The 21,820-nt window shown below is 45.0% G+C and carries 17 protein-coding genes and 1 tRNA gene; 4 read left to right on the top strand and 14 right to left on the bottom strand.

Going from position 1 to position 21,820, the window contains the following annotated elements:
* Nucleotides 1–114: 114 nt before the first annotated feature.
* The 5 genes from AAEY79_RS03675 to rimO form a co-directional block, all read right to left on the bottom strand.
* Nucleotides 115–924 (bottom strand): phosphatidate cytidylyltransferase, encoded by an 810-nt coding sequence (locus AAEY79_RS03675; RefSeq protein WP_025650530.1) that lies wholly within the window; start codon nucleotides 922–924, stop codon nucleotides 115–117.
* A 267-nt stretch (nucleotides 925–1,191) separates the two neighbouring features.
* Complete coding sequence (gene uppS / locus AAEY79_RS03670) at nucleotides 1,192–1,944, bottom strand: polyprenyl diphosphate synthase (protein WP_101211692.1); 753 nt, start codon at nucleotides 1,942–1,944, stop codon at nucleotides 1,192–1,194.
* A gap of 322 nt (nucleotides 1,945–2,266) precedes the next feature.
* Nucleotides 2,267–2,821 (bottom strand): ribosome recycling factor, encoded by a 555-nt coding sequence (gene frr, locus AAEY79_RS03665; protein ID WP_352287286.1) that lies wholly within the window; start codon nucleotides 2,819–2,821, stop codon nucleotides 2,267–2,269.
* A gap of 138 nt (nucleotides 2,822–2,959) precedes the next feature.
* On the bottom strand, nucleotides 2,960–3,685 hold the full coding sequence (pyrH, locus tag AAEY79_RS03660) for a UMP kinase (RefSeq protein ID WP_010200240.1): 726 nt from the start codon (nucleotides 3,683–3,685) through the stop codon (nucleotides 2,960–2,962).
* A 257-nt stretch (nucleotides 3,686–3,942) separates the two neighbouring features.
* Nucleotides 3,943–5,553 carry a 30S ribosomal protein S12 methylthiotransferase RimO gene (gene rimO, locus AAEY79_RS03655; RefSeq protein WP_101211691.1) on the bottom strand — a complete coding sequence of 537 codons (1,611 nt, stop codon included), beginning with the start codon at nucleotides 5,551–5,553 and terminating at the stop codon, nucleotides 3,943–3,945.
* Nucleotides 5,554–5,687: 134 nt separating this feature from the next.
* On the opposite strand from rimO, the gene AAEY79_RS03650 reads away from it, so the two are divergent.
* The 3 genes from AAEY79_RS03650 (at nucleotide 5,688) to AAEY79_RS03640 (ending at nucleotide 9,377) form a co-directional block, all read left to right on the top strand.
* On the top strand, nucleotides 5,688–7,109 hold the full coding sequence (locus tag AAEY79_RS03650; protein WP_352287282.1) for an ATP-binding protein: 1,422 nt from the start codon (nucleotides 5,688–5,690) through the stop codon (nucleotides 7,107–7,109).
* Nucleotides 7,110–7,166: 57 nt separating this feature from the next.
* The gene (locus tag AAEY79_RS03645) at nucleotides 7,167–9,074 is read left to right on the top strand and encodes a sigma 54-interacting transcriptional regulator (RefSeq protein ID WP_352287279.1); all 1,908 of its coding nucleotides are present in this window, start codon (nucleotides 7,167–7,169) and stop codon (nucleotides 9,072–9,074) included.
* Between the two features lie 218 nt (nucleotides 9,075–9,292).
* Nucleotides 9,293–9,377 (top strand) — tRNA-Leu (locus tag AAEY79_RS03640).
* Between the two features lie 82 nt (nucleotides 9,378–9,459).
* Here AAEY79_RS03640 and AAEY79_RS03635 read toward each other — a convergent pair.
* On the bottom strand, nucleotides 9,460–10,470 hold the full coding sequence (locus AAEY79_RS03635) for a protein kinase domain-containing protein (RefSeq protein WP_227691661.1): 1,011 nt from the start codon (nucleotides 10,468–10,470) through the stop codon (nucleotides 9,460–9,462).
* A gap of 67 nt (nucleotides 10,471–10,537) precedes the next feature.
* On the opposite strand from AAEY79_RS03635, the gene AAEY79_RS03630 reads away from it, so the two are divergent.
* A complete protein-coding gene (locus tag AAEY79_RS03630) occupies nucleotides 10,538–11,536 on the top strand; it encodes an ATP-binding protein (protein ID WP_227502409.1) in 999 nt (332 codons plus the stop codon).
* A 26-nt stretch (nucleotides 11,537–11,562) separates the two neighbouring features.
* Here the strand turns inward: AAEY79_RS03630 and AAEY79_RS03625 are convergent, their stop codons facing one another.
* The 8 genes from AAEY79_RS03625 to AAEY79_RS03590 form a co-directional block, all read right to left on the bottom strand.
* Complete coding sequence (locus AAEY79_RS03625) at nucleotides 11,563–12,675, bottom strand: ribonuclease Z (protein WP_201615775.1); 1,113 nt, start codon at nucleotides 12,673–12,675, stop codon at nucleotides 11,563–11,565.
* 43 nt (nucleotides 12,676–12,718) lie between these two features.
* Nucleotides 12,719–12,982, bottom strand: a complete 264-nt coding sequence (locus AAEY79_RS03620) for a hypothetical protein (protein ID WP_025650539.1) — start codon at nucleotides 12,980–12,982, stop codon at nucleotides 12,719–12,721.
* Between the two features lie 92 nt (nucleotides 12,983–13,074).
* Nucleotides 13,075–13,743 carry a glutathione S-transferase gene (locus AAEY79_RS03615; protein ID WP_350587935.1) on the bottom strand — a complete coding sequence of 223 codons (669 nt, stop codon included), beginning with the start codon at nucleotides 13,741–13,743 and terminating at the stop codon, nucleotides 13,075–13,077.
* Between the two features lie 199 nt (nucleotides 13,744–13,942).
* Complete coding sequence (rarD, locus tag AAEY79_RS03610; protein WP_201615777.1) at nucleotides 13,943–15,013, bottom strand: EamA family transporter RarD; 1,071 nt, start codon at nucleotides 15,011–15,013, stop codon at nucleotides 13,943–13,945.
* A 272-nt stretch (nucleotides 15,014–15,285) separates the two neighbouring features.
* Nucleotides 15,286–16,356 (bottom strand): EamA family transporter RarD, encoded by a 1,071-nt coding sequence (rarD, locus tag AAEY79_RS03605; protein ID WP_025650542.1) that lies wholly within the window; start codon nucleotides 16,354–16,356, stop codon nucleotides 15,286–15,288.
* Nucleotides 16,357–16,606: 250 nt separating this feature from the next.
* The gene (gene gyrA, locus AAEY79_RS03600; protein WP_350587934.1) at nucleotides 16,607–19,456 is read right to left on the bottom strand and encodes a DNA gyrase subunit A; all 2,850 of its coding nucleotides are present in this window, start codon (nucleotides 19,454–19,456) and stop codon (nucleotides 16,607–16,609) included.
* Nucleotides 19,457–19,758: 302 nt separating this feature from the next.
* Nucleotides 19,759–19,974, bottom strand: a complete 216-nt coding sequence (locus AAEY79_RS03595; RefSeq protein ID WP_227502410.1) for a hypothetical protein — start codon at nucleotides 19,972–19,974, stop codon at nucleotides 19,759–19,761.
* Nucleotides 19,975–20,060: 86 nt separating this feature from the next.
* Nucleotides 20,061–21,695, bottom strand: coding sequence for a S9 family peptidase (locus tag AAEY79_RS03590; RefSeq protein WP_025650545.1), 1,635 nt, complete (start codon nucleotides 21,693–21,695; stop codon nucleotides 20,061–20,063).
* Between the last annotated feature and the right edge of the window lie 125 nt (nucleotides 21,696–21,820).

Raw genomic sequence — 21,820 nt, 5'->3', positions numbered from 1 at the left:
GAAAAGCATCGATGCTAGATTATGTCGATGCTTTATTATAATAATAATTAATAAGACTGAGCTATTGGCAAAAACCAATTCATTCACGTGTACCAATTAGCCTGCATTAGTTTCTTAAACGACGATGAAGCCCAGCTGCTGTATCGCCCAAAAGCCAAGCGCAAATATTGGCGTCGCAGATAATAGCGAATCAATACGGTCAAGTATCCCGCCATGCCCCGGTAATATCGTTCCTGAGTCTTTTACATCAGCGCGGCGCTTGAGCATTGATTCAAACAAATCACCGAGTACAGAGGCGAGAATAGTGATGGCTGATAGCGACACAAATGCGATTAACGGTACACCAGTTAATTGTAGTTTGAAGACACTAATAACAACAACCACGAGCAGACCAGTCACAAGACCGCCAGCCAGCCCTTCCATACTCTTATTGGGAGAGACATTCGGTGCCATTTTGCGGCGACCGAGCTTACGTCCAACAAAATAAGCACCACTATCGGCACACCATACCAGCAAGAATACGTAGAGTAGCCACCATGCTGATAGCTGCCACAAATAAAACATAGCAGTGATCGATGCTGTCAGAATCACAGCGCCCATCAGTGCTAGCTTCCTACCATACCAATTGGTATGGGTTGGGAAAACGCGCACCCAAGATAGTGCCATCAGCCATATAGCCAGTGAAGCCACCCACCAAAACAGCCAAGTCACTTTAAACATTAGCGACACTAAAGTCAGTACCAATACCAATACCACAAACACCGCAGGCTGGCGCCACTTTGGCATCAGCTTGGTCCACTCATGCGCCGCGATAATCACACCAATGGCCAATAATGGAGCAAACAAAATAGGAGTTTGGCTCGCAAACATTGCAATACCAACGATAATAACGAGAACAATTGCCGTCTTAATTCGTTGCCACATACTTGTCGAACCTTATAATAATGAAAAATGTCTGGTCAAAGAGTGCATTATAGCAGCTAATCTACATTAGCCTACTAATCGCGATCGAGGCTAATTAAAGCGCTTTGTCATTTCACAAGCAAGTAATACTAATGGCTTGGTAGATTTTTGAGCATCTATTCTTTGAACACAGTAATTATCTGAATCAATAAATGCCAGCGAGTATTCTACTGATTTAATCATGAGCCACTTGACAGTGAGCAATGTAATACTGATAAATGAATAACGCTAGCGCTGCTCTGTCACTATCTGCTCGCTGGTTTTGCCAAAGCGCCGTTGGCGCTGAGCGAACTCTGCAACCATCGCTGCCAACTCATCGGCGGCAAAGTCTGGCCATAGGGTTTGAGTAAAGAACAGCTCAGCATAAGCTGATTGCCATAATAAAAAGTTAGAAATTCGATATTCACCGCCCGTCCGCACCAGCATATCGACTGCGGGTGCATCCGCTAATTGCACATATTCGCCAAGCATTTCTTTACTGATATTTTCAGCACGCAACTCCCCTGCTGCTACTTGCTGCGCCAGTTGTTTTGCCGCATTGGCAATGTCCCACTGACCACCATAACTGATGGCAATTACCAGTGTCATAGCATCAAAATGAGCCGTTTCGGCTTCTGCATCTGCCATCAATGTCTGTAAATCATGACTCAACTGGCTACGATCACCGATGAAACGTAAGCGAATGCGGTACTCGTTCATACGCGGCATTTGCTCATGAATGGTCGATGTTAATAGTTGCATCAATAGCGCCACCTCACTGGGTGGGCGTTGCCAGTTTTCGCTAGAAAAAGCAAATACCGTTAGCACCTCAATACCCGCATCGACACAATACTCCACGATAGGATCTAGCGCATCTTTACCCGCCACATGTCCTTGACCTTTGCCGAGCGCATTGGCTTTACCATAGCGATTATTACCATCCATAATGATGGCGATATGGCGAGGAATGAGGGCAGGAGCCAAAACGGTGGGAGTAGACATGGGCGATACGACTTATTGTTGAGGTAGAATAATATGCTGAAGTAAAACAATCATAACGCGCTCTATCGCATTAAAAAAGCATAATGCCAAATATTCATAAACTTATCATAAACCAGTCTAGCAATTGGGCTAATGACGATTGGCAAATAATTAAAACAACTCTGTAATGCTTAGTGTTTTTATCATCACAGTCTATATAGCAATAGACAGCCAATAGTGATTGACCATTAGCTGTCTATTATTATGATATTGTCTGCATTAAAAGACTTAATTTTTAAGCGCTTGGTTTATTTTTATAAAAAAAATAAACCAAAGACGGTACTTATACGTCCATCAAATCGCTTTCTTTTTTGCTCAAGCGACCATCGATAGTTTCGATGTATTTATCAGTGATTTTTTGAATCTCATCACTAGCGCGGCGCTCGTCATCTTCTGAGATTTCTTTTTCTTTAGCCAGCTCTTTGATGTCATTCATCATATCGCGGCGAATATTACGGATAGAAACACGGCTGTTCTCAGCTTCTCCGCGCGCAAGCTTTTGCATATCGCGGCGCGTGTCTTCGGTCAATGCTGGCATCGGTACACGAATCACATCGGCCGTCATTGGGTTCAGACCCAAATCAGCCTCACGAATGGCTTTATCGATCGCTTGTACCATGGTACGGTCAAACGGCTGTACCAATAACGTGCGCGAGTCTTCAACGTTGACACTAGCAACTTGATTAAGGGGTGTAGGAGCACCATAGTAGCTGACCATCACCCCTGACAACATACCTGGATGCGCACGACCAGTACGAACTTTACTAAAAGTGCTCTCAAGCGCTTCCAAGGTCTTTTGCATACGCGCTTCGCCGTCTTGCTTAATCTCTTTGATCATCATGTATCCTTATTTATCGCTATCGACAAATCATTCATTATTGTTAGTTATAAAAATTTATTAAGGTAAAAATTATTAAGGTGTTTGCTGTTATATGAATTATCACTTCATATAGCAGTCATGCCAACGCTTGCTATATTAATGAAAAACGCGTGTGCCTTCGTTTTCGCCCATAATGACATTTAATAACGCATTAGGCTTGGTCATATCGAACACTTGTAGCGGCACGTTGTGCTCACGGCATAAGGCAATGGCAGTTAAATCCATAACGCCAAGCTTTTGTTCTAACACTTCATCAAAGGTCAGGCCATCATACTTAACCGCGTCGTCATGTAAGCTTGGGTCTTTATCATAAACCCCATCTACTTTGGTGGCTTTTAAAATCAAACCTGCTTCGATTTCAATACCGCGCAGGCAAGCAGCCGTATCAGTGGTAAAGAAGGGATTGCCCGTACCTGCGACAAAGATACACACTTCGCCATTTTTTAGGTAGCGAATCGCATTACGGCTGCTATAGCTTTCAGTAACTTCACCAATAGGTAAGGCTGACATCAAGCGTGTTTTAATATTGCGACGCTCAAGCGCATCACGCATTGCTAGACCGTTCATAACCGTCGCTAGCATACCCATTTGATCGCCAGTGACGCGGCCAACCAAGCCTTCTTTTTGCAGCTGGGCACCGCGATATAAGTTACCACCACCGACCACGATACCGACTTGCACCCCAAGCCCTCGCAAATGCGCGATAGACAAGCTCATCTTATCGAGCACTTCGGTATCAATACCCATGTCTTTGCTACCGGCTAAGGCTTCACCAGAGAGTTTCAGCAAGATACGAGAGTAACGCGGGTTTTTGTCAGACATGAGGTCACCTTATTTCGTTAAATTATAATTAAAATTATCGGTAAAACACAAATACAGTTAGCCTTGCAATTTACCTACCGCCCCATACTGGGTGATCAGTGTGTAAAAAGGCTAAATTGCGCTAATTGTAGCAAAAACTGCCTATCATTGGGCAATTTTCACTCACCTATTATCGTAGTCATTTAACCTGTATAGCGGTTGTCTAACTTTTATATTAGTCACCTAATCTTTTTAGCAGTCAGTTAAATAACAGTCATCTAACCTTTATAACTGGCAAACAAATCGTATTCGCTAGCATCGTCAATCGTTACGGTTAGGAACTGCCCGACTTTAACTTGCGCATTGATATCGTCCACATAGACATGACCGTCAATCTCAGGGGCGTCAGCGTAGCTGCGACAAATCGCAATCCCTTCTTCACTATCAATTTCATCGACCAACACCATCAAGGTTTTGCCGATTTTCTCTTGTAGCTTTTGCGCTGAGATGTCTTGTTGTAGTGCCATAAAACGCTCATAGCGTTCTTGCTTGACGGCTTCAGGGACGTGGTCTGGCAAATCATTGGCGACTGCGCCTTCAACTTCTGAATAGGTAAAGGCACCCACGCGATCAAGGCGCGCTTCAACCAACCAATCAAGCAAGCACTGGAAATCTTCTTCCGTCTCACCAGGGAAGCCAACGACAAAGGTCGAACGAATGACGATATCTGGACAAATCTCACGCCACGCTTTGATACGCGCCAAGGTGTTTTCGCTGTGCGCCGGACGCTTCATTGCCTTTAGGATGCGATGGCTGGCATGTTGAAAAGGAATATCCAAATAAGGCAGCAGCTTCTTCTCGCCCATGAGTTCAACGACTTTATCGACGTGCGGATACGGATAGACATAATGCAGACGTACCCAAATACCCAAATCGTTCAATGCTTGGCATAAGTCATAAAACTTCGACTTAAGCGGCATACCGTTCCAAAAGCTAGTCTTATACTTCAAATCCAGCCCATAAGCAGAGGTATCTTGCGAGATAATTAGCAGCTCTTTCACGCCAGCGTTTTTTAGCGCCATGGCTTCATTCATAACATTATCAATCGGGCGCGAGACCAAATCTCCGCGCAAGCTTGGAATAATGCAGAAGGTACAACGATGGTTACAGCCTTCAGAGATTTTTAGATAAGCATAATGGCTTGGGGTTAATTTGATACCCGCTTCATTGATTAAATTTATCTTTGGATCATAGTTTGCGTCCAAACTGCGGTTCGGCTTGGGTACATGCTGCGCCACTGCCGTAATCACTTCATCATACGCATGCGCACCGGTCACGGCTAGCACGGCTGGGTGCATGGCGCGGATTTTGTCCGCCTCTTTACCCAAGCAACCAGTAACGATCACCTTGCCGTTTTTGCTAATCGCTTCACCGATGGCGTCCAGTGACTCTTGCACTGCAGATTCAATAAAGCCGCAAGTATTGACCACGACCAAGTCTGCGCCTTCATAATCACTGGCAACCTGATAACCATCACGGCTAAGTTCTGTGATGATGCGCTCACTATCCACCAAGGCTTTTGGACAACCCAGTGACACAAAGCCAATCTTTGGTGCTGTGCTAACGGGTGCATTAGCAGTCGCTGCTGTTGTTTTATTTGATGTCGATGAAACCACATTGCTGCTTTGTTCAATGCTACGGTTTTGATTGTGATTGGCTTTATGGTGGTAAGGTTCACTACTATCCGTTGAGCTTTGCGCAGGCGTTGCTGGCGGCTTGGCAGGATTAAAAATAGTGGCAGTGTCTTTGGACATAGAAGCTGTTGGCGTGGAAGCTGGCTGTGGGGTGGTAATAGTCGTATTAAGCGACTCGGTAGAAGTTTTAGGCATGGCTGACCTTGCTAGAGAAAAATGGCTGTGCGCATTGTACGTTTTTTTTGCAAAAACCGCCAGTTTTGCCGCTCTAGTGTGTTGATTTATGGTTAAATATTAAATCTAGCACCTCTTTATTCTAGGCTTTAGTCATGACAGCTGATTTAACCACCAAAAAACCAACCCCGAACTTAGCATTTATATCTCAGCATTTATTCACCGCTATCTTGTGGGTCAGTGATGAGCTGGTCATTACGTGGCTAAATGCCCAAGCTGAGCAACTACTGGCTATTAGTAATGGACGCTTGCTCAATCAATCTATATTGACTCTGCTTGCGTCCGAAAAATTAAAGAGGGATGAGCGCACGGCTCTGACTCTGGATAACGACAATAATAACACCGACCGTGACAAGCCAGACAATCACTGCGCCTTGACCGAGCGATTTCATCAGGCAAAGCAATATCAACAGCCCTTTATCGACCACGATCACATCATCAATACCCCACTCAATGGCAATTTACCACTCTCAATCGATTATAGCGTGACGCCTGTCATCTATGAGCAGCAACCTTATTTTATTATCGAGATGTGGGGTAAAGACCGCCAGAGTCGCATCTCAGAAGAGCAACGTCAGCAGCAACAATACAACGTTGCCCGTCATATGCTGCGTTCGGTTGCCCATGAAATCAAAAATCCATTGGCAGGTATTCGCGGCGCGGCGCAGTTATTACAGCGACAATTTATCAAGTTCAGCGAAGCGACTACTTTGCATCATCCTCTGTCTGCTGTTATTAGCGACATAAGCTCTGGCACAAACTCAGCTTCGAATAGCGATAAGCAGTTGCAAAAGACAGCGCAGAAGCTCCGCAGCTATACCGACATTATCATCTCAGAGACCGATCGATTGACCCATCTTATCGGTCAATTTCTTGGCTCTAATCAGCTGCCAAATTGGCAAATGCTGAATATTCATGAGCCGTTAGAGCATGTCTTGTCTTTGGTCGTTAATCAATATCCGCAAGTGCTGCTACAGCGCGACTATGATTTGTCGTTGCCCGAGCTATGCGCTGATAGAGATCAATTGATTCAAGTGTTTTTAAACCTCATTAATAATGCCTGTGAATCGATGACTGAGCTTGAGCAAGCGCTGCAACAAAGCGCGCCAGCCGCCGCTCATCAATTGCCCTTAGATACTTTGCATAGTCATCTTGATATTGAGGCCAAGTATCAACCAAAACTGCATATTCAAACGCGCATTGCTTTTCAGCATACGATTGGCAGCCAACAGCACAAACAAGCATTGCAAGTCAGCATTACCGATAATGGCTCAGGGATAGATCCTGCGCTGATTGGACAGATATTTTTCCCGATGGTAACCAGCCGTGCCGCCGGTACTGGTCTTGGCCTATCGATTGTGCAAGATATCATCAGCTGTCATCATGGTATGATTGACGTCAGCTCGAATCAAACACAAGGCGCCAATGCAAACTATAATCCCAGTTATAATGACAATAACAGTCAGACACGCTTTACGCTGTACTTGCCTTTTAATCAGCCCGCAACCGATGCGTAAATACGACTGAATCTATCAAACAACAACCCTGAATCACTTGCTCATTAGGCCTGATACATGACTGCATATAACGACAACTTCAAAGCTAACAGTGACAATCAAGGCTCGAATGATAAAATCTCTGACAACCAAATATCTGATAGCCAAGCACTTAACAGTCAGACCATAAAAGTAACGGTCAATAACGCGCCTGCTGAAAACCCTGCGACCTTATGGCTCATCGATGATGATTCAGCGCTGCGCTTGGTGTTGGCAGATACTTTTGAAGACGCTGGATTGACGGTTGTCAGCTTTACCCAAGCACAAGCAGCATGGACACGCCTCAATGATATCTTGCAACAGCGCGAGTCAGCCACTCAGCTACCGGATGTGATATTGACCGATATCCGAATGCCAATGATGGACGGCTTGTCTTTTAGCGATTGGGTGCACGACCACTTTCCTACGCTACCAATTGTCATCATGACCGCGCATTCAGACCTGAGCTCCGCCATCAATAGCTACCAGACAGGAGCATTTGAATATCTGCCTAAGCCCTTTGACTTAGATGATGCCGTCGCTACGATTTATAAAGCGATTAATTTTCAACCGAATATGCCGATAGCCACTCACACAACCGCGTCTGCTACCAACAGAGCCACTGAAACAGCAAATGCTGTTCAAGCAAAGTCTGATATTCATTTAAAACCCAATACTGACGCAAAGCCGCAAACCAAATCTGCCAGCAAAGTTAACACGACAGGCGAAATAAATAAGACCGCTAAAAATAAAGCTGAAATTAAAGCTGAGACACCAGCCAATGACAACCCCAGCGGTATCATCGGTCAATCACAAGCGATGCAAACAGTGTTTCGTGCCATTGGCAGATTGGCGCACTCACCTATTACCGTTTTGATTACTGGTGAATCAGGCACAGGGAAAGAGCTGGTCGCTAGTGCTTTACATCAGCATTCACCGCGTAGCCAGCAGCCTTTTATCGCCCTAAATATGGCGGCTATTCCACACGATTTGATTGAGTCGGAATTATTCGGTCACGAAAAAGGCGCGTTCACTGGGGCCACGACGACGCGGCAAGGTCGTTTTGAGCAAGCGGATGGCGGTACATTATTTTTGGATGAAATCGGCGACATGCCGTTTAGCACCCAAACGCGGCTGCTACGGGTATTGGCCAACGGAGAGTTTTTCCGTGTGGGCGGACAGCAGCCAGTCAAAGTGAACGTGCGCATCATTGCCGCCACCCATCAAAACTTGGAAGAGCTGGTCAAACAAGGCCGATTCCGTGAAGATTTGTTTTATCGCCTCAACGTCATTCGCCTACCGCTGCCACCGCTACGGACGCGCCGCGAAGACATTCCTGCCTTAACCCGTTATTTTATGCAACGCGCGGCTGAGCAAATGAATACCGCATCCAAGCAGCTACAACCTGCCGCGCTACAGATTATGCAAGCCTTCGACTGGCGCGGCAATGTCCGCCAACTTGAAAACGTCTGCTTATGGCTGACGGTCATGGCGACTGGTGATACGGTCATGGTTGACGACTTACCGCCAGAGCTGCTTGAAGGGATGCCAGCGAACACAGAGCTGCAGACACAACAAACGTTGTCCTCGTCTGAATTTGCTCAAAACAATCATCAGCAACACAGTGCTAGCCTGCATAGCCGTCATCAAAATAACTTTATTCAAGACAACTCTATTCAGAGCAATCAAACTCAGAATGGTGCTAAAAACCCAAGCTGGCAGCAAGCACTAGCAGAGTGGGCTCAGCACGCACTGCAAACAGGCGAAACTGACATCTTGCAAACGGCAACGCCTGAATTTGAACGAGTGTTGCTCACAGCGGCACTCAATCACAGCGGTGGTAAAAAGATAGCGGCTGCCAACTTACTCGGCTGGGGACGTAATACGCTGACTCGCAAATTACAGCAACTTGATATGTCAGCAGCAGACACACAGACCAAAGAGTAATAAAAATGCAAAATCATTAAATTAAAAATTTAGTAAAATCAGTTATTTATCATAGCAAGCAAAAATAATCGTTAAATAATTAAAAATAATTGCGAAAAGGGCTTGTCAAACCATTCAAACTCTATATAATAGCCAACCACTGAGACGCACTACCGAATCAGTTAACTATCTATGTTGTGTTTGAATTTAAACGCCAATAATGATAGAGTAACGAAAATGGGGCTGTGGCGGAATTGGTAGACGCACCAGATTTAGGTTCTGGCGCCGCAAGGTGTGAGAGTTCGAGTCTCTCCAGCCCCACCATTTTCGGATAGTACATCTTAGACCAAATATCAAAACCTGCTTTTTAGCAGGTTTTTTTGTGTCTGAAATATGGCATTTATTATCACAAACGCTCTAAACCCTCCAACATCTCATCCATAATCTGATACCTTTTCTCCACCCGCTTCGCCAATGCTCTATCAACAATACATTGATAATAACTATACTCTAGTGGCAGTCTTGGAATCGGTTGTTGACAATGTTGTGTCGCCCACTCGTTTAATACATCGCTACTTTGAGTATTTATCTTAAACGGTCGCTCGCCCATTAATATCTCATACAGCATTATGCCAAACGCATAAATATCGCTTTGCACCGTTGCGCCCTGCCCCTGCCAACGCTCAGGTGCGAGATACGCTGATGTGCCTGCAAGATGATGTAACTTTTTGGCGGCATGAAAACGCTGCGCTAAGGCAAAATCTGTCAATAACAAATCAGGCATTACCCTGCTATTATCCGCACTATTTGGCAACAGACCATCTAGCAGAATATTACTGGGTTTAATATCATTATGTAGCCAGCCAACGTTATGTAAATTAGTGATGAGATGAGCAGACTGCACGATAAAATGATGCTTTTGTTGAACGGTCAATAACGAATGATTATTAGCATTGATCCGCCTTGCTAAGCTAGCATTGAGATAATAAGGCATGACAATTATCGTTAGCTGCTGAGAGTGGTTTAATGCGGGAATGGTTGAGTTGTCATAGGCTAGGATGGGCGGAGCAATAGCGGTCAGATTATTTTTTGTTAAAGAAGCTAAAGATGTCAAAACCTTAGCTTCATGATTTAAATCAGCGAAATTTTGATCAGAACCCTCATTTAACTGCCATTTAATCATCACCCTACCGAACTCTGAATGCTGAGCGCGCGTTAAGCCTTGATAGTCCGTCTCGCTACCCTTACTTTGCTGGCTACTAATACGCTGATGCACTATTTCACGATAATGCTTTGCTGACAACGCTTGAGTAATTAGTGGCAATACTTGCTGAGCGTGCGCTTGCAACGCTTGTATATTCGACAGATTACTGGCACTATTTTCCATAGTATTTTTTTCATCTGACCAGTTTCTCATGATATGGTGATACCTTTATCAAACCGCTATTCCTAATGTAAACGCACCTTTAACCGTTAGAGTCATTATGCCGCAATCAGCCAATACATCTCAGCCTTTTCCTTCATCTGAAGCCTCTGATCCGTCTGCTCATTACGCCCTGCCCGCGCCTTTGTTAGCGCTGCTCAGTCAATATCTGCAAGAGCAAGTCACGCCAGCTATCGAGATTGATCCTGCTCAGCTCGCTTATCGCTGGGTTGGTGGCCGCACCGGACATTTAAAGCCGTTGGCAGTCAATCTGTTTTTGAGCTTGGACGACTTGCATGGTATCGATACGCAAAAGGCAAAATTGGTACAAAACACGCGCCAGTTCTTAAAAGGTTATCCCGCCAATCATGTGCTGATGACGGGTACACGCGGTGCGGGTAAATCATCACTGATTCGCGCATTGCTACAAGCTTATCATAGCGAAGGCTTGCGCATTATTGAGATTGCTCGGGATGACCTACAAGTGCTAGACAAGATTCGTGCAGCGATCAATGAGCTGCCCGCAGATTGTAGTTGTCGCTATGTGGTGTACTGTGACGACTTGGCGTTTAACGGTCAAGACGAGAGTTATCGGGCGCTAAAAAGTGTGCTTGATGGCGCGCTCGACTCTGAGCAAGACAAACTGCTGGTCTATGCCACCAGTAATCGCCGTCGTCTCCTACCGCAGATGATGAAAGACAATCTTGACATTTATAATGGGCAGACAGATGAAGTCAATCCCTATGAAACGATTGATGAAACCGTGTCGTTATCGGATCGATTTGGCTTATCATTGACCTTTCATCCCATGGATCAGACGACTTATTTACATATTGTTCAGCATTATCTGAATTTAGAGCAACAGAAAATTTCAGCCAGTCTTGATGATACTGATACTGCCCTTGATTTGGCAGGTGAAAATCTGCCTGATACTATCAGGGCCGATGCCTTGCGCTGGGCATCGGAACGTGGTGGGCGCTCGGGACGGGTCGCTTATCAATTCAGTCGCTATTGGAGCGGAAAAACGCAATTGGCTATCGTAGATTCAATTGACGACTAATAATCTGGCAAATAACAAGCTATAAATCACGTTTCATTATCGCGTGCAGAGCCTAGATACTGCACGCTGTTATCCTCTTGACTGCTTGCCAAATCAGCAGCACCATCGACTGTATATTGAGCGAAATCCGCTGCCAGCCATAGATTACCTTGATACGCACGTTGCGCATCTAAGCGAATATGTCCCATGTTTGCCGTATTGCTATTTGGGTTATCAAAGCTTTGATAACGCGCGCTAAAATGGGTCAAAATTAGATTCTTAAGTCCGACATCTTGGGCAAACTTGCCCACCAATTGCGCACTACTATGCATAGGATCAAAGTCTGGATTTTTGGTTTGAATCTTGGTTAAAACTTCTTGAATATAAGTGGCTTCATGCACCAACAAATCAGTATCGACCAGCGCAGCGCTGAGACAAGCTGGCGTACCATTGTCCCCTGCTACTACCACCCGTGTACGCTTCACCGCATTATCGACATAATCTGCTGAACGAAGCTGGCGACCATCTTCGGTCATGACATCTGTACCTTGCTGCAGTTTGCCCCACAGTGCACTTGCTGGAATGCCGTCTGCGGTCAACTTGTCCGTATTAAGCGTGCGCTGACTGATGTTTTGCGTGATACCAAAGCCGTATGAGGCGACACGATGTGATAGCGGGGTGATATCAATATCAAGCTGATGCTGGCTGCCGAAACTGAAACTGACCTTGCCCTCATCTTCACTGTCTTTTGATAATACATCTTCTATCGCCATAAAGTTGATGGCAAAGGGAAAGTATAGCTCGGTCGTCAAAGTAATGGCATCGAGGAGTTTGGCGATGGCTTTTGGTGCAATAAGCATTAGTTGTTCGTGGCGTCCAGACATAGCCGCGCTCGCCAGCAATCCTGGCAAACCATAGCAATGGTCGCCATGCACATGGGTAATACAAATGGCGGTTAATTGATGTAAGGAGAGCTTGGTCTGCAGCAATTGTTGCTGCGTGCCTTCACCGCAATCAATCAAAACCCAAGGACGCGATTTTTTAGGCTGCGGGCTAGCGCCAGATAGATAAGGATTCAGGCACTCAATTGCCAGCGCCGTGACATTGCGCTGTTTGGTTGGCACTCCTGCTGAGGTACCTAAAAAAGTCAGTTTGAGCATGATTTAGCACTCATAGTACAAAATTATTAATAAATGATACGGCTTATGACAATTGGCACATCATGGTTCGGTCGCCTGCTACCATCTGTCCACCATTAGCACTGCATTCATTAACCATGTTGGACTCGTAGGATTTCCAACCACCATAAAAGCTCGCTACACACAACAAAACGACCAGCAGTTTTTGTGACCAGGCTTTTATCGACACCTGCTGGCGGTTGATTTCTTGACGAGCAAGCGATGGGTTAGCATTGCCATCGGTATTGGCATCGATATTTTTGTTATCAGATTTATTCAAGTCAGTCATTACTGTATCCTAAAAAGGTTTTGTTTACGAATAAACAAAACCTTTGGGCAAAATATCAAATCAAGCATTTATAGAAGTATAAACGCTGGCAATTAAAACGTCAGACGACCACCCTTTTCTTCTGCGCGCTTAAAGGCATCACGTTCTTCACAATGCTTGAGCCAATTTAAGATGTTGGTATATTTACTCTTATCCAATCCTGGGCCAGCATTGGCACCTACGACTGCTAGATGCATCTGAATGTCAGCGGCGCTAAAGTCTTCACCGGCAAACCAATGATTGTCTTGTAGATGCTGCTCCATCATGTCGAGTATCTTATTTAAGCTATTGGTGATCATGCTTTTTTCGACTTGGGTTCTGATGCTTTTGCTAACCGGCTTAATCAGCATCGGCGATTGCTCAACCACTTTGGTGAATACTAAGCGCATGACCAGCGGCGGCATAACTGATGCTTCAGCGAAGTGTAACCAAAATGTATAAGCTTCCCATGCGGCTTCATTATCATCCGCAGGCTTGAATTGATGCGCTTTATCATAATGCTTGAGCAGATACTCGATGATAAACCCTGACTCAATCAGCGGGCGACCGTCAACTTCCAATATCGGTGCATGACCGAGTGGATGCACTTCTTTTAAGCTATCAGGCGCACGATAAGCTTTATTGCGCTCGTAGCACGTCAGTTGATAATCGGCTTTGAGCTCCTCTAGTAACCATAAGATACGAAACGAGCGTGAGTTTGCTAAATGATAAAGGTGTAACATAAACCATCCTAGTAATTGGTAATAAATGATTGTGAGTCCGCTATACTATTTTAGATATCATGTGCCAAATTAGGTCGAGCGTGATAATACTGCTATTGATAATAGCGCACTTAACTCGGCTTTGACACCACAACTGTGTAGAGCGGTTACGAAAAACAGTGTCTATCAAGTCAACTTTGGGGTTTACGACGACCCCTGCTTATTTGGCGTGCAGTACGTCTATTTTTCGATTCATTTTGTCTATTTTTTGCTGATACTTTCTGATTTTGCGAAAACGGTGCGCGGCCAACACCCCTTTGATACGGCGATTTTTTAGGCGACGGCGCGGCGGAAAGCTGCCCACTTGTGGCTCATTGTAGCCATGCAGACGGTCATCACGTTTACGTCCCCAATACCCCAAGGCACTATCGACAATCATAATCATCAAGGCGGCAAAAATCATACCGTACATAAATAAGGAGCCGCCCTCATCCACGCTTTGATGCAAAATAGTAATAGAAAATACGAATAAAAATATCGGCTCAAGGTAGCATAAAGTGCCAAACAAAGAGACCGGCAATTTTTGACTGGCGACCATGGTCAGCGACATGGCTGCGGCGCTGATAATCCCTAATAACGGTAAGAAATACCACAGCTTACTGGTATCAAAGGCTACTTCAAACCCACCGCTCATATACAGAGCAATAATGACAACGGGTGACAGCAAGATCAGATCAGAGACCAAGCCAGTAATCGGCGGTACCGCTAATTTACGACGTAATAGATAATAAGGCGGATAACCCAAGCAGACAAATAACGTCGCCCAAGATATGGTGCCATACTGGAAAACATCATAAGCGATACCAGCGCCTGCGCATGAAGTCGCTAGCCACTGCAACACACTCATGTCTTCATTATAAAAAAACCGACCCACCATAATCATGATAAGCGGGTATAAGAAATAACCTAGCGTCACCTCAAGACCCAAATCATTGATGGGCGCCCACATAAATATCCAAATTTGCGCGCCCAAAATCGGGGTTGGCAATACAAACAAAAACCACTCTTTTGGGGTTTTTAAGGTCTTTAAATAGTCAAAAATATGTTGCCATTGCTTTAAGACACTGATTAACAATAGCAGACTTAGTAGCATCATTAGCACGCGCCATGACGCCACCTGCGTACCTGATAATGGTTGCATCAACAGACCAAACAAAAATAACAACGAGTATAAAAAATTTGCCGCCACCGCAGCGATAGCGCCTTGCGACGTTTGATTCGTAGTGAGCATAATTAACGACAGCCTGTACAGATTGGCGCACTTCCTTGGCAATTTTGAAAAAAAACAAAAGCCCCAGACGCGAACGTCGGAGGCTTTTGTTGCTAAGAGCTACGATAACTTTATCGTGCTTATATAATGAGCAGCATTATGTCAAAGTCATTCTGGATAAGCAATACAACTGTAAGACTAGTCTATCAAACGTGTGATTCAGTTAAGCCAATTATCGACATAAAGATGCTCATAACAACCGCCCACTTCACTGATTTTTATATCATACATACTTACATCGAGTCTAGCTGCTCAATTTTTTGCTTAAGCTTATTCATCTTATGTTGGTAACGACGAATTTTGCGGAAGCGATGCGCCTGTAGCACCCCATCGATACGGCGCTCTATCAAACGGCGGCGCGGTGGAAAGCTGACCACTTGCGGCTCTCGGTAACCATGCAAATGATTGTCACGCTTACGGGTCACATAGCCCATAGCACTGTCTAACAGCATGACCAGTAATGCCAGCGTAATCATGCCATACATAAACAGCGAGCCGCCTTCATCGAGACTTTGACTCAATACCGTGACGGATAATACAAACAACAGCATCGGCTCTACATAGCTCAATGCCCCAAATAACGAGACCGGCAACTTACTACTGGCAATCATCGTCAGCGACATTGCAAGCGCACTAAAAGCACCCAGTAGCGGCAATAAATACCAGAACTTAGCCTCCTGAGCAGCCATACTAAAACCACCGCTGACATAAAGCATGATGAGCACCACTGGCGTCAGTAAGGTCAAGTCAGACAATAAGCCAGTAATCGGTGGCACGGCAAGCTTGCGCCGCAGTAGATAGTAAGGTGGATAGCCCAAACATACAAACAAAGTCACCCAAGATATCGTGCCATATTGCACTATGTCATAGCCGATACCCATTGCGGCAAATAACGCTGCGGCCCACTGCAGCGCGCTCATATGCTCATGGTAAAAGAAGCGTCCGACTACTATCATCACCAGCGGCAATAAAAAATAGCCCAAGGTGATATCAAGACCAAAGCCGTTGACCGGCGCCCACATAAATAGCCAGATTTGCCCACCCAAAATCGGGGTTGGCAATACAAATAACAGCCACTCTTTTGGGGTTTTCAAAGTCTTTAAATAATCAAAAACGTGCTGCCATTGCTTTGTGAAACTGACCAATAATACCAAACTGAGCAGCATCATGAGCACACGCCATGAGGCTACCTGTGTGCCTGACAAGGGCAGCATAAACAGCCCAAACAAGAACATCATGGAGAATAAGAAGCTGGATGATACCGATGCTAGGGTTCCCTGAAAAGTTTGATTGGTCGTAAGCATAACAACAGCCTTAGAAAATAAAACACTTTGTTGGCATTATTTATAAAACCACGTAGAGTTATTAAGAGTTAAAAATAGAGTTGTGCAACACATTTCAAAAAACAGAATCTCAAAAAATAGAATTGCAAAACGAATAAATCAGAATGACGAATTAAACGAAGCAACAAAAAAAAGCCTCCAACGATAACGTCAGAGGCTTTTTGATAGAACAGTTATGAAAACTAAACTAAAAAGCTAGGCACTGAAACATTTATTCGTCATCGTCTGTGTTTTCGTTGTCAGTACTGTCATTATCCAAGGTAGGATCATTGGCAATATCGATAACATCGTTGACATCAGTCGTCGCTGTGTCGCCAGTTGCCGCATCAATATCTATCTGCTCTTGACCTTCCACATCAAACGTACCGTCTTCTCTCATGGCATCGATTAGCTCGTCGTCACTTTCTTCATGATCAACACGCGCCATCGCCACCAGTTTTTCATCTTTTGACAGACGAATCAGCGTGACACCTTGCGTATTACGACCAGAGCTGGCCACATGCTGGACTGGCGTGCGCACTAATGTGCCTTTGTCAGAGATTAAGATAATGTCGTCTTCAGGATCAACCTTGGTCGCCCGTACTAATGCCCCATTACGCGTGCTAGTTTTGATAGCGATAACACCGCCACCGCCACGATTTTGCGTATTGAACTCATCGATCAAGGTACGCTTACCAAAGCCATTTTCACAAGCAATTAAGATTTCGAGTACATCATCTTCAATGACAACCAATGATTTGATAAATTCATCAGCAGCCAGACGCATACCACGGACACCTTTAGCGGTACGGCCCATAGCGCGAGCATCATTTTCATCAAAACGAATGGCTTTACCACTTGAAGCAAATAGCATGACTTCTTGGCTACCGCTAGTGATACGCGCGCTTACCAACTTATCACCGTCTTCTAAACCAACGGCAATCAAGCCATTCGAGCGAATATTGGCAAATTGCTTAAGCTCGACACGCTTCACTGTGCCATTGGCCGTTGCAAAGAATACAAAAGGTGGCTCTGCTTGCGTGCTATCCTCTAAATTATTATCTTCTGATAAGCTGTCATCGCCGTCTACTAGAGCGCTTGTTAATGACATCTCATCTTTTACCGACAATTCTTCTACGATTTTTGGAATAGGCAAGATGGTTGTCACGGTTTCATCAGGATTTAATCCGATTAAATTCACTAATGGACGACCACGGGCACCGCGACTGGCAATCGGCACTTCAAACCCACGTAGGCTAAAGACGCGACCGGTATCCGTAAAGCAAAGTACGGTGGCATGCGTTGAGGTCACAACTAAGTGATCAATCACATCGTCTTCTTTCATTGCAGTGGCTGACTTGCCTTTACCACCACGTTTTTGTGCCACATAATCATCAATTGGCTGCGTTTTTGCATAACCGGTACGAGAAACCGTCATTACCACGGTTTGCTCAGGGATAAGGTCTTCACGATTAAAGTCCATACGTGAGTCAATAATATCGGTACGACGCTCATCACCAAAGTTTTCACGAATCTCAATCATCTCATTTGAGATAATGGACATCAGCTTATCGAAATCACCAAGAATAGATTCTAAGTGCGCGATTTCACGCAATAAGTCTTGGTATTCTTCAGTTAATTTGTCCTGCTCAAGACCCGTCAAACGATGCAGCTGCATGTCTAAAATCGCATTGACCTGCTCAAGTGACAAGCGATAACGCTCCTCGCCTTCGATCAGACCAAACGGCGCTTTAGGATCTTCACCATCGATAAACTCAGGACGTACTGATTGACTACCAGCAGCCGTAAGCATCGCCACGACGCTACCTGAACCCCATGTATTATTTAGCAGGTTTTCACGTGCCAAGCCACGGTTTGCAGAGGATTTAATCGTCGCAATAATCTCATCAATATTCGCAAGTGCAACGGTTAAGCCTTCAAGCAAATGACCACGAACGCGTGCTTTATTAAGCTCATAAATGGTACGACGCGTGACCACTTCTTGACGATGGCGGACAAAGGCGGCAATTAACTGACGTAAGGTCAAAAGCTTAGGCTGGCCGTTATCCAATGCCACCATATTGATACTAAAGCTAGATTCAAGCGGTGTCTGCAGGAACAAATTATTGACGATGACTTCGGCTGTTTCACCGCGACGTAAATCAATGGCTATACGCATACCGTCTTTATCAGACTCATCACGAATCTCAGTAATACCTTCGATTTTTTTGTCACGTACCAGCTCGGCGATACGCTCAATCAGCTTGGCTTTATTGGTCTGATAAGGCACTTCGGTAAAGACAATACGCTCACGGTCACGGTTGACACCAGTATCACTCATCGCTTCAATAATATAGCGGCCGCGCACATGCAGGCGGCCTTTACCAGTGCGGTAAGCATCTAAAATACCAGCGCGACCATAGATGATACCGCCCGTAGGAAAGTCAGGACCAGAGATATGCGTCATCAGCTCTTCGGCTGATATTTGTGGGTTTTCGGCATACGCTAAGCAGGCATTAATGACCTCGGTTAGGTTATGCGGCGCCATATTGGTCGCCATCCCGACCGCAATACCAGTCGCACCATTGACCAGCAAGTTAGGAACACGCGCTGGCAACACGCTTGGCATACGCTCAGAGCCATCGTAGTTGTCTTCCCAATCGACGGTATCTTTGTCCAAGTCAGCCAGCATCTGATGGGTCAGCTTGGTCATACGTACTTCGGTATAACGCATGGCAGCCGGTGGATCATCATCAATCGAGCCAAAGTTACCTTGACCATCAACCATCGGGTAACGCAAGCTAAAGTCCTGCGCCATCCGTACAATCGCATCATAGACCGCACTATCGCCATGCGGGTGATATTTACCGATGACATCACCGACCACACGCGCCGACTTCTTATAAGCTTTATTATAGTCATTAGACAATACGTGCATCGCATACATCACACGGCGATGCACTGGCTTGAACCCATCACGCACATCAGGCAGCGCGCGCGAGACGATCACGCTCATCGCATAATCCAAATAGGACTGCTTTAATTCATCCACGATGGCAATAGGACTGATCGAGTCGCTCATATACACTCCTTCACTCACATACTTTCGCTATAGGTTGCGCGCCTCAAAAGTGCTTACGCTGATACAAAAATATAGCGGCACAAACGCGCAACTATGATTGCTTTATCAACGCTGAAAAGCACCATCAGACGGGCAAAACCATAGGAAAATGGCGATACGGTTTTTGTTAAAAGTAATGTTTAATAAAAGAAGCCATTTTAGCACAAATTTGTTGATTTAGGGGGTTCTGACTGTCATAAAAATCAAGCAAAACAGCTCATTAGCGCTAATTTTTTAATCTGGTAATATCTACCAAAACGACTTTAACGACATACTTGTTTAGACTGGCTAATTTTGCCATTTTTGCATACAAACTTGCCCTCTTTTGAGCAATGCGAGATGCCGCCCATCTTACCAGAGCAAGGGGTATTTTTTGCTTGTGCTTGGCTCATAGAAGACAGTACAAAGGTCAGGGCCAGCAAAGATAGCATCATTGATTTCATCGTTTTATTCTTCCAAAAGCTCATTGGTTTACCCATAAAAAACTGCACCCACTAGGATGCAGTCTTTTAGTCTATGGTATGTCTTTACTCTTTACGCTTAAACCCTTTATGCCCAAATATTCTTAAGATTGGTTAAAATTTTGCGCAAAGAACTCACGGGTAGCTTGCGTACAGGCAGGACTGACTAAGCCACCATGATAGTTGCTATAAAAAGCCAGTAAGCTGTTTTGACCTTGTGCTTCGGCATCTGCCTTCACTTTAGCCACACTACTACTAAAGTTGGTTTGCACACTGGTGACCACAGTGTTGGCATTCCACTTGTTCATTGATGCCTGACCAATCATTGTAAGGCTCGGCTGGTCTGGACGACTATCCGCATTATCGGTATCTACATCTAATACCGTCACATTAAGTTTAACTGCAGGATTGTTGGTACTGGCTGCTTGCAATAATTTTGCCATAGAGCCGGTGTTTATATCATAATAGACGGTCGGATCTTGATTACCACCGCAGATGAGTGTTGGCATTTTTGGCACATAGCCACGTAGGTCGTTGTCTTTTAGCGCTTTACGCAGATTATTCTGCGGATTGGCAGCAGGTAAATCATTGCCATTTTCTGCAAATAGCCCATCAGGATTGTTGATGGTATCCGTCACATAAGCCGCGCGGAAATCAGATTTTATCAAGTAATCATTGTCATCATAACCACCCAAAAATGAGAATATAGAACCTTTGGACAAACCATCCAATACTGGATTCGTCGGCGTCTTTTGAAACAACGCATTGTTTGGTAATTTACCAGCCGCTACCAATTCGCCAAATGGTGAATCACTTGGTAATTGCGCACTGGCATACTTATCCAAAAAGATATCGGATTTATCTTGATAGATATTGCCGTACTTTTCTTGCAAGCCAATACCAAGCAAGGGCGCAAACCGAGAAGCGCCAATATTGACATTGCCTCTAAAGATGTCATCACCAAAGGCCGCCAAGGCATAAGGGCCGGAAGATGGTGCTATCGCCGTAATAGGTTTGTTTTGTGACTCTAGCAATCTAGCGGTTGCCATAACCACATAGCCACCCTGCGAGTAACCAGCGAGAAACAATTTACCTGAGTCATCAATCTTGAGGTAATTGGCATCGTTGGCACGTTTTTTTCTGTCAATGATTGAGCGGGCGCTGTCTAAGGCGTCGACCATATCCGTAGACTGTTGCTGGGCAACCAGATAAGGGTGATAATCAAGCTCTGATTCATCGTAGCCTGCATAGTTTGGCGCTACGACGATATAACCTTGGGCAGCAAAGTTCGCAGCGATTAACGTCGATTCGCCAACCGCCGGATTGTTTAGGTTGCCTACTTGATTAAAGTCATAAGACTTCTCAGTGGTCGTACCATGGGCATATAATAATACTGGACGGTCGCCTTGGCATTCAGCCGCATCGCCAGTCGGTACCATCAATGCCGCTGTCGCTGTGGTATCTTCATCGGCAGCACCTTTGGTATCATAGCTGACCTTTTCTATAGTCACGCCGCATTTGGCCGCTGGCGTTGCGCTATTACCAAAGCCACTGTCTATTTGGCTCGTACTAAAACTTTTTACAAACTTTGACGTGGCTGACGAGGTATCTGAATCAACAGCGTCAAAATCGTTATCGTCGCCACAACCGACGAGTAATAAACTACTCGCAATGGCAACTGAGAGCAAACAACGTGACATGACAGGCTTATTTATAATAGAGGAAGAGGCGATAATCATAATTGCTATCCTTAGCAGTAATAAAACAGAAGAGTGCCAAGCGTCCTTGGCAGTAGATAGGAGTCGTTTGACAGTGTTGATTTAATCAGAGTATTTGATGACAGTTAATGCATCAGCAATGTGTC

The organism is Psychrobacter sp. GW64-MNA-CIBAN-0177, from assembly GCF_040309585.1.
In the GTDB taxonomy this organism is placed as follows: Bacteria; Pseudomonadota; Gammaproteobacteria; order Pseudomonadales; family Moraxellaceae; genus Psychrobacter; species Psychrobacter okhotskensis.
The sequence above is the reverse complement of the archived record's forward strand: the minus strand, read 5'-3'. Positions and strand labels throughout refer to the sequence as shown.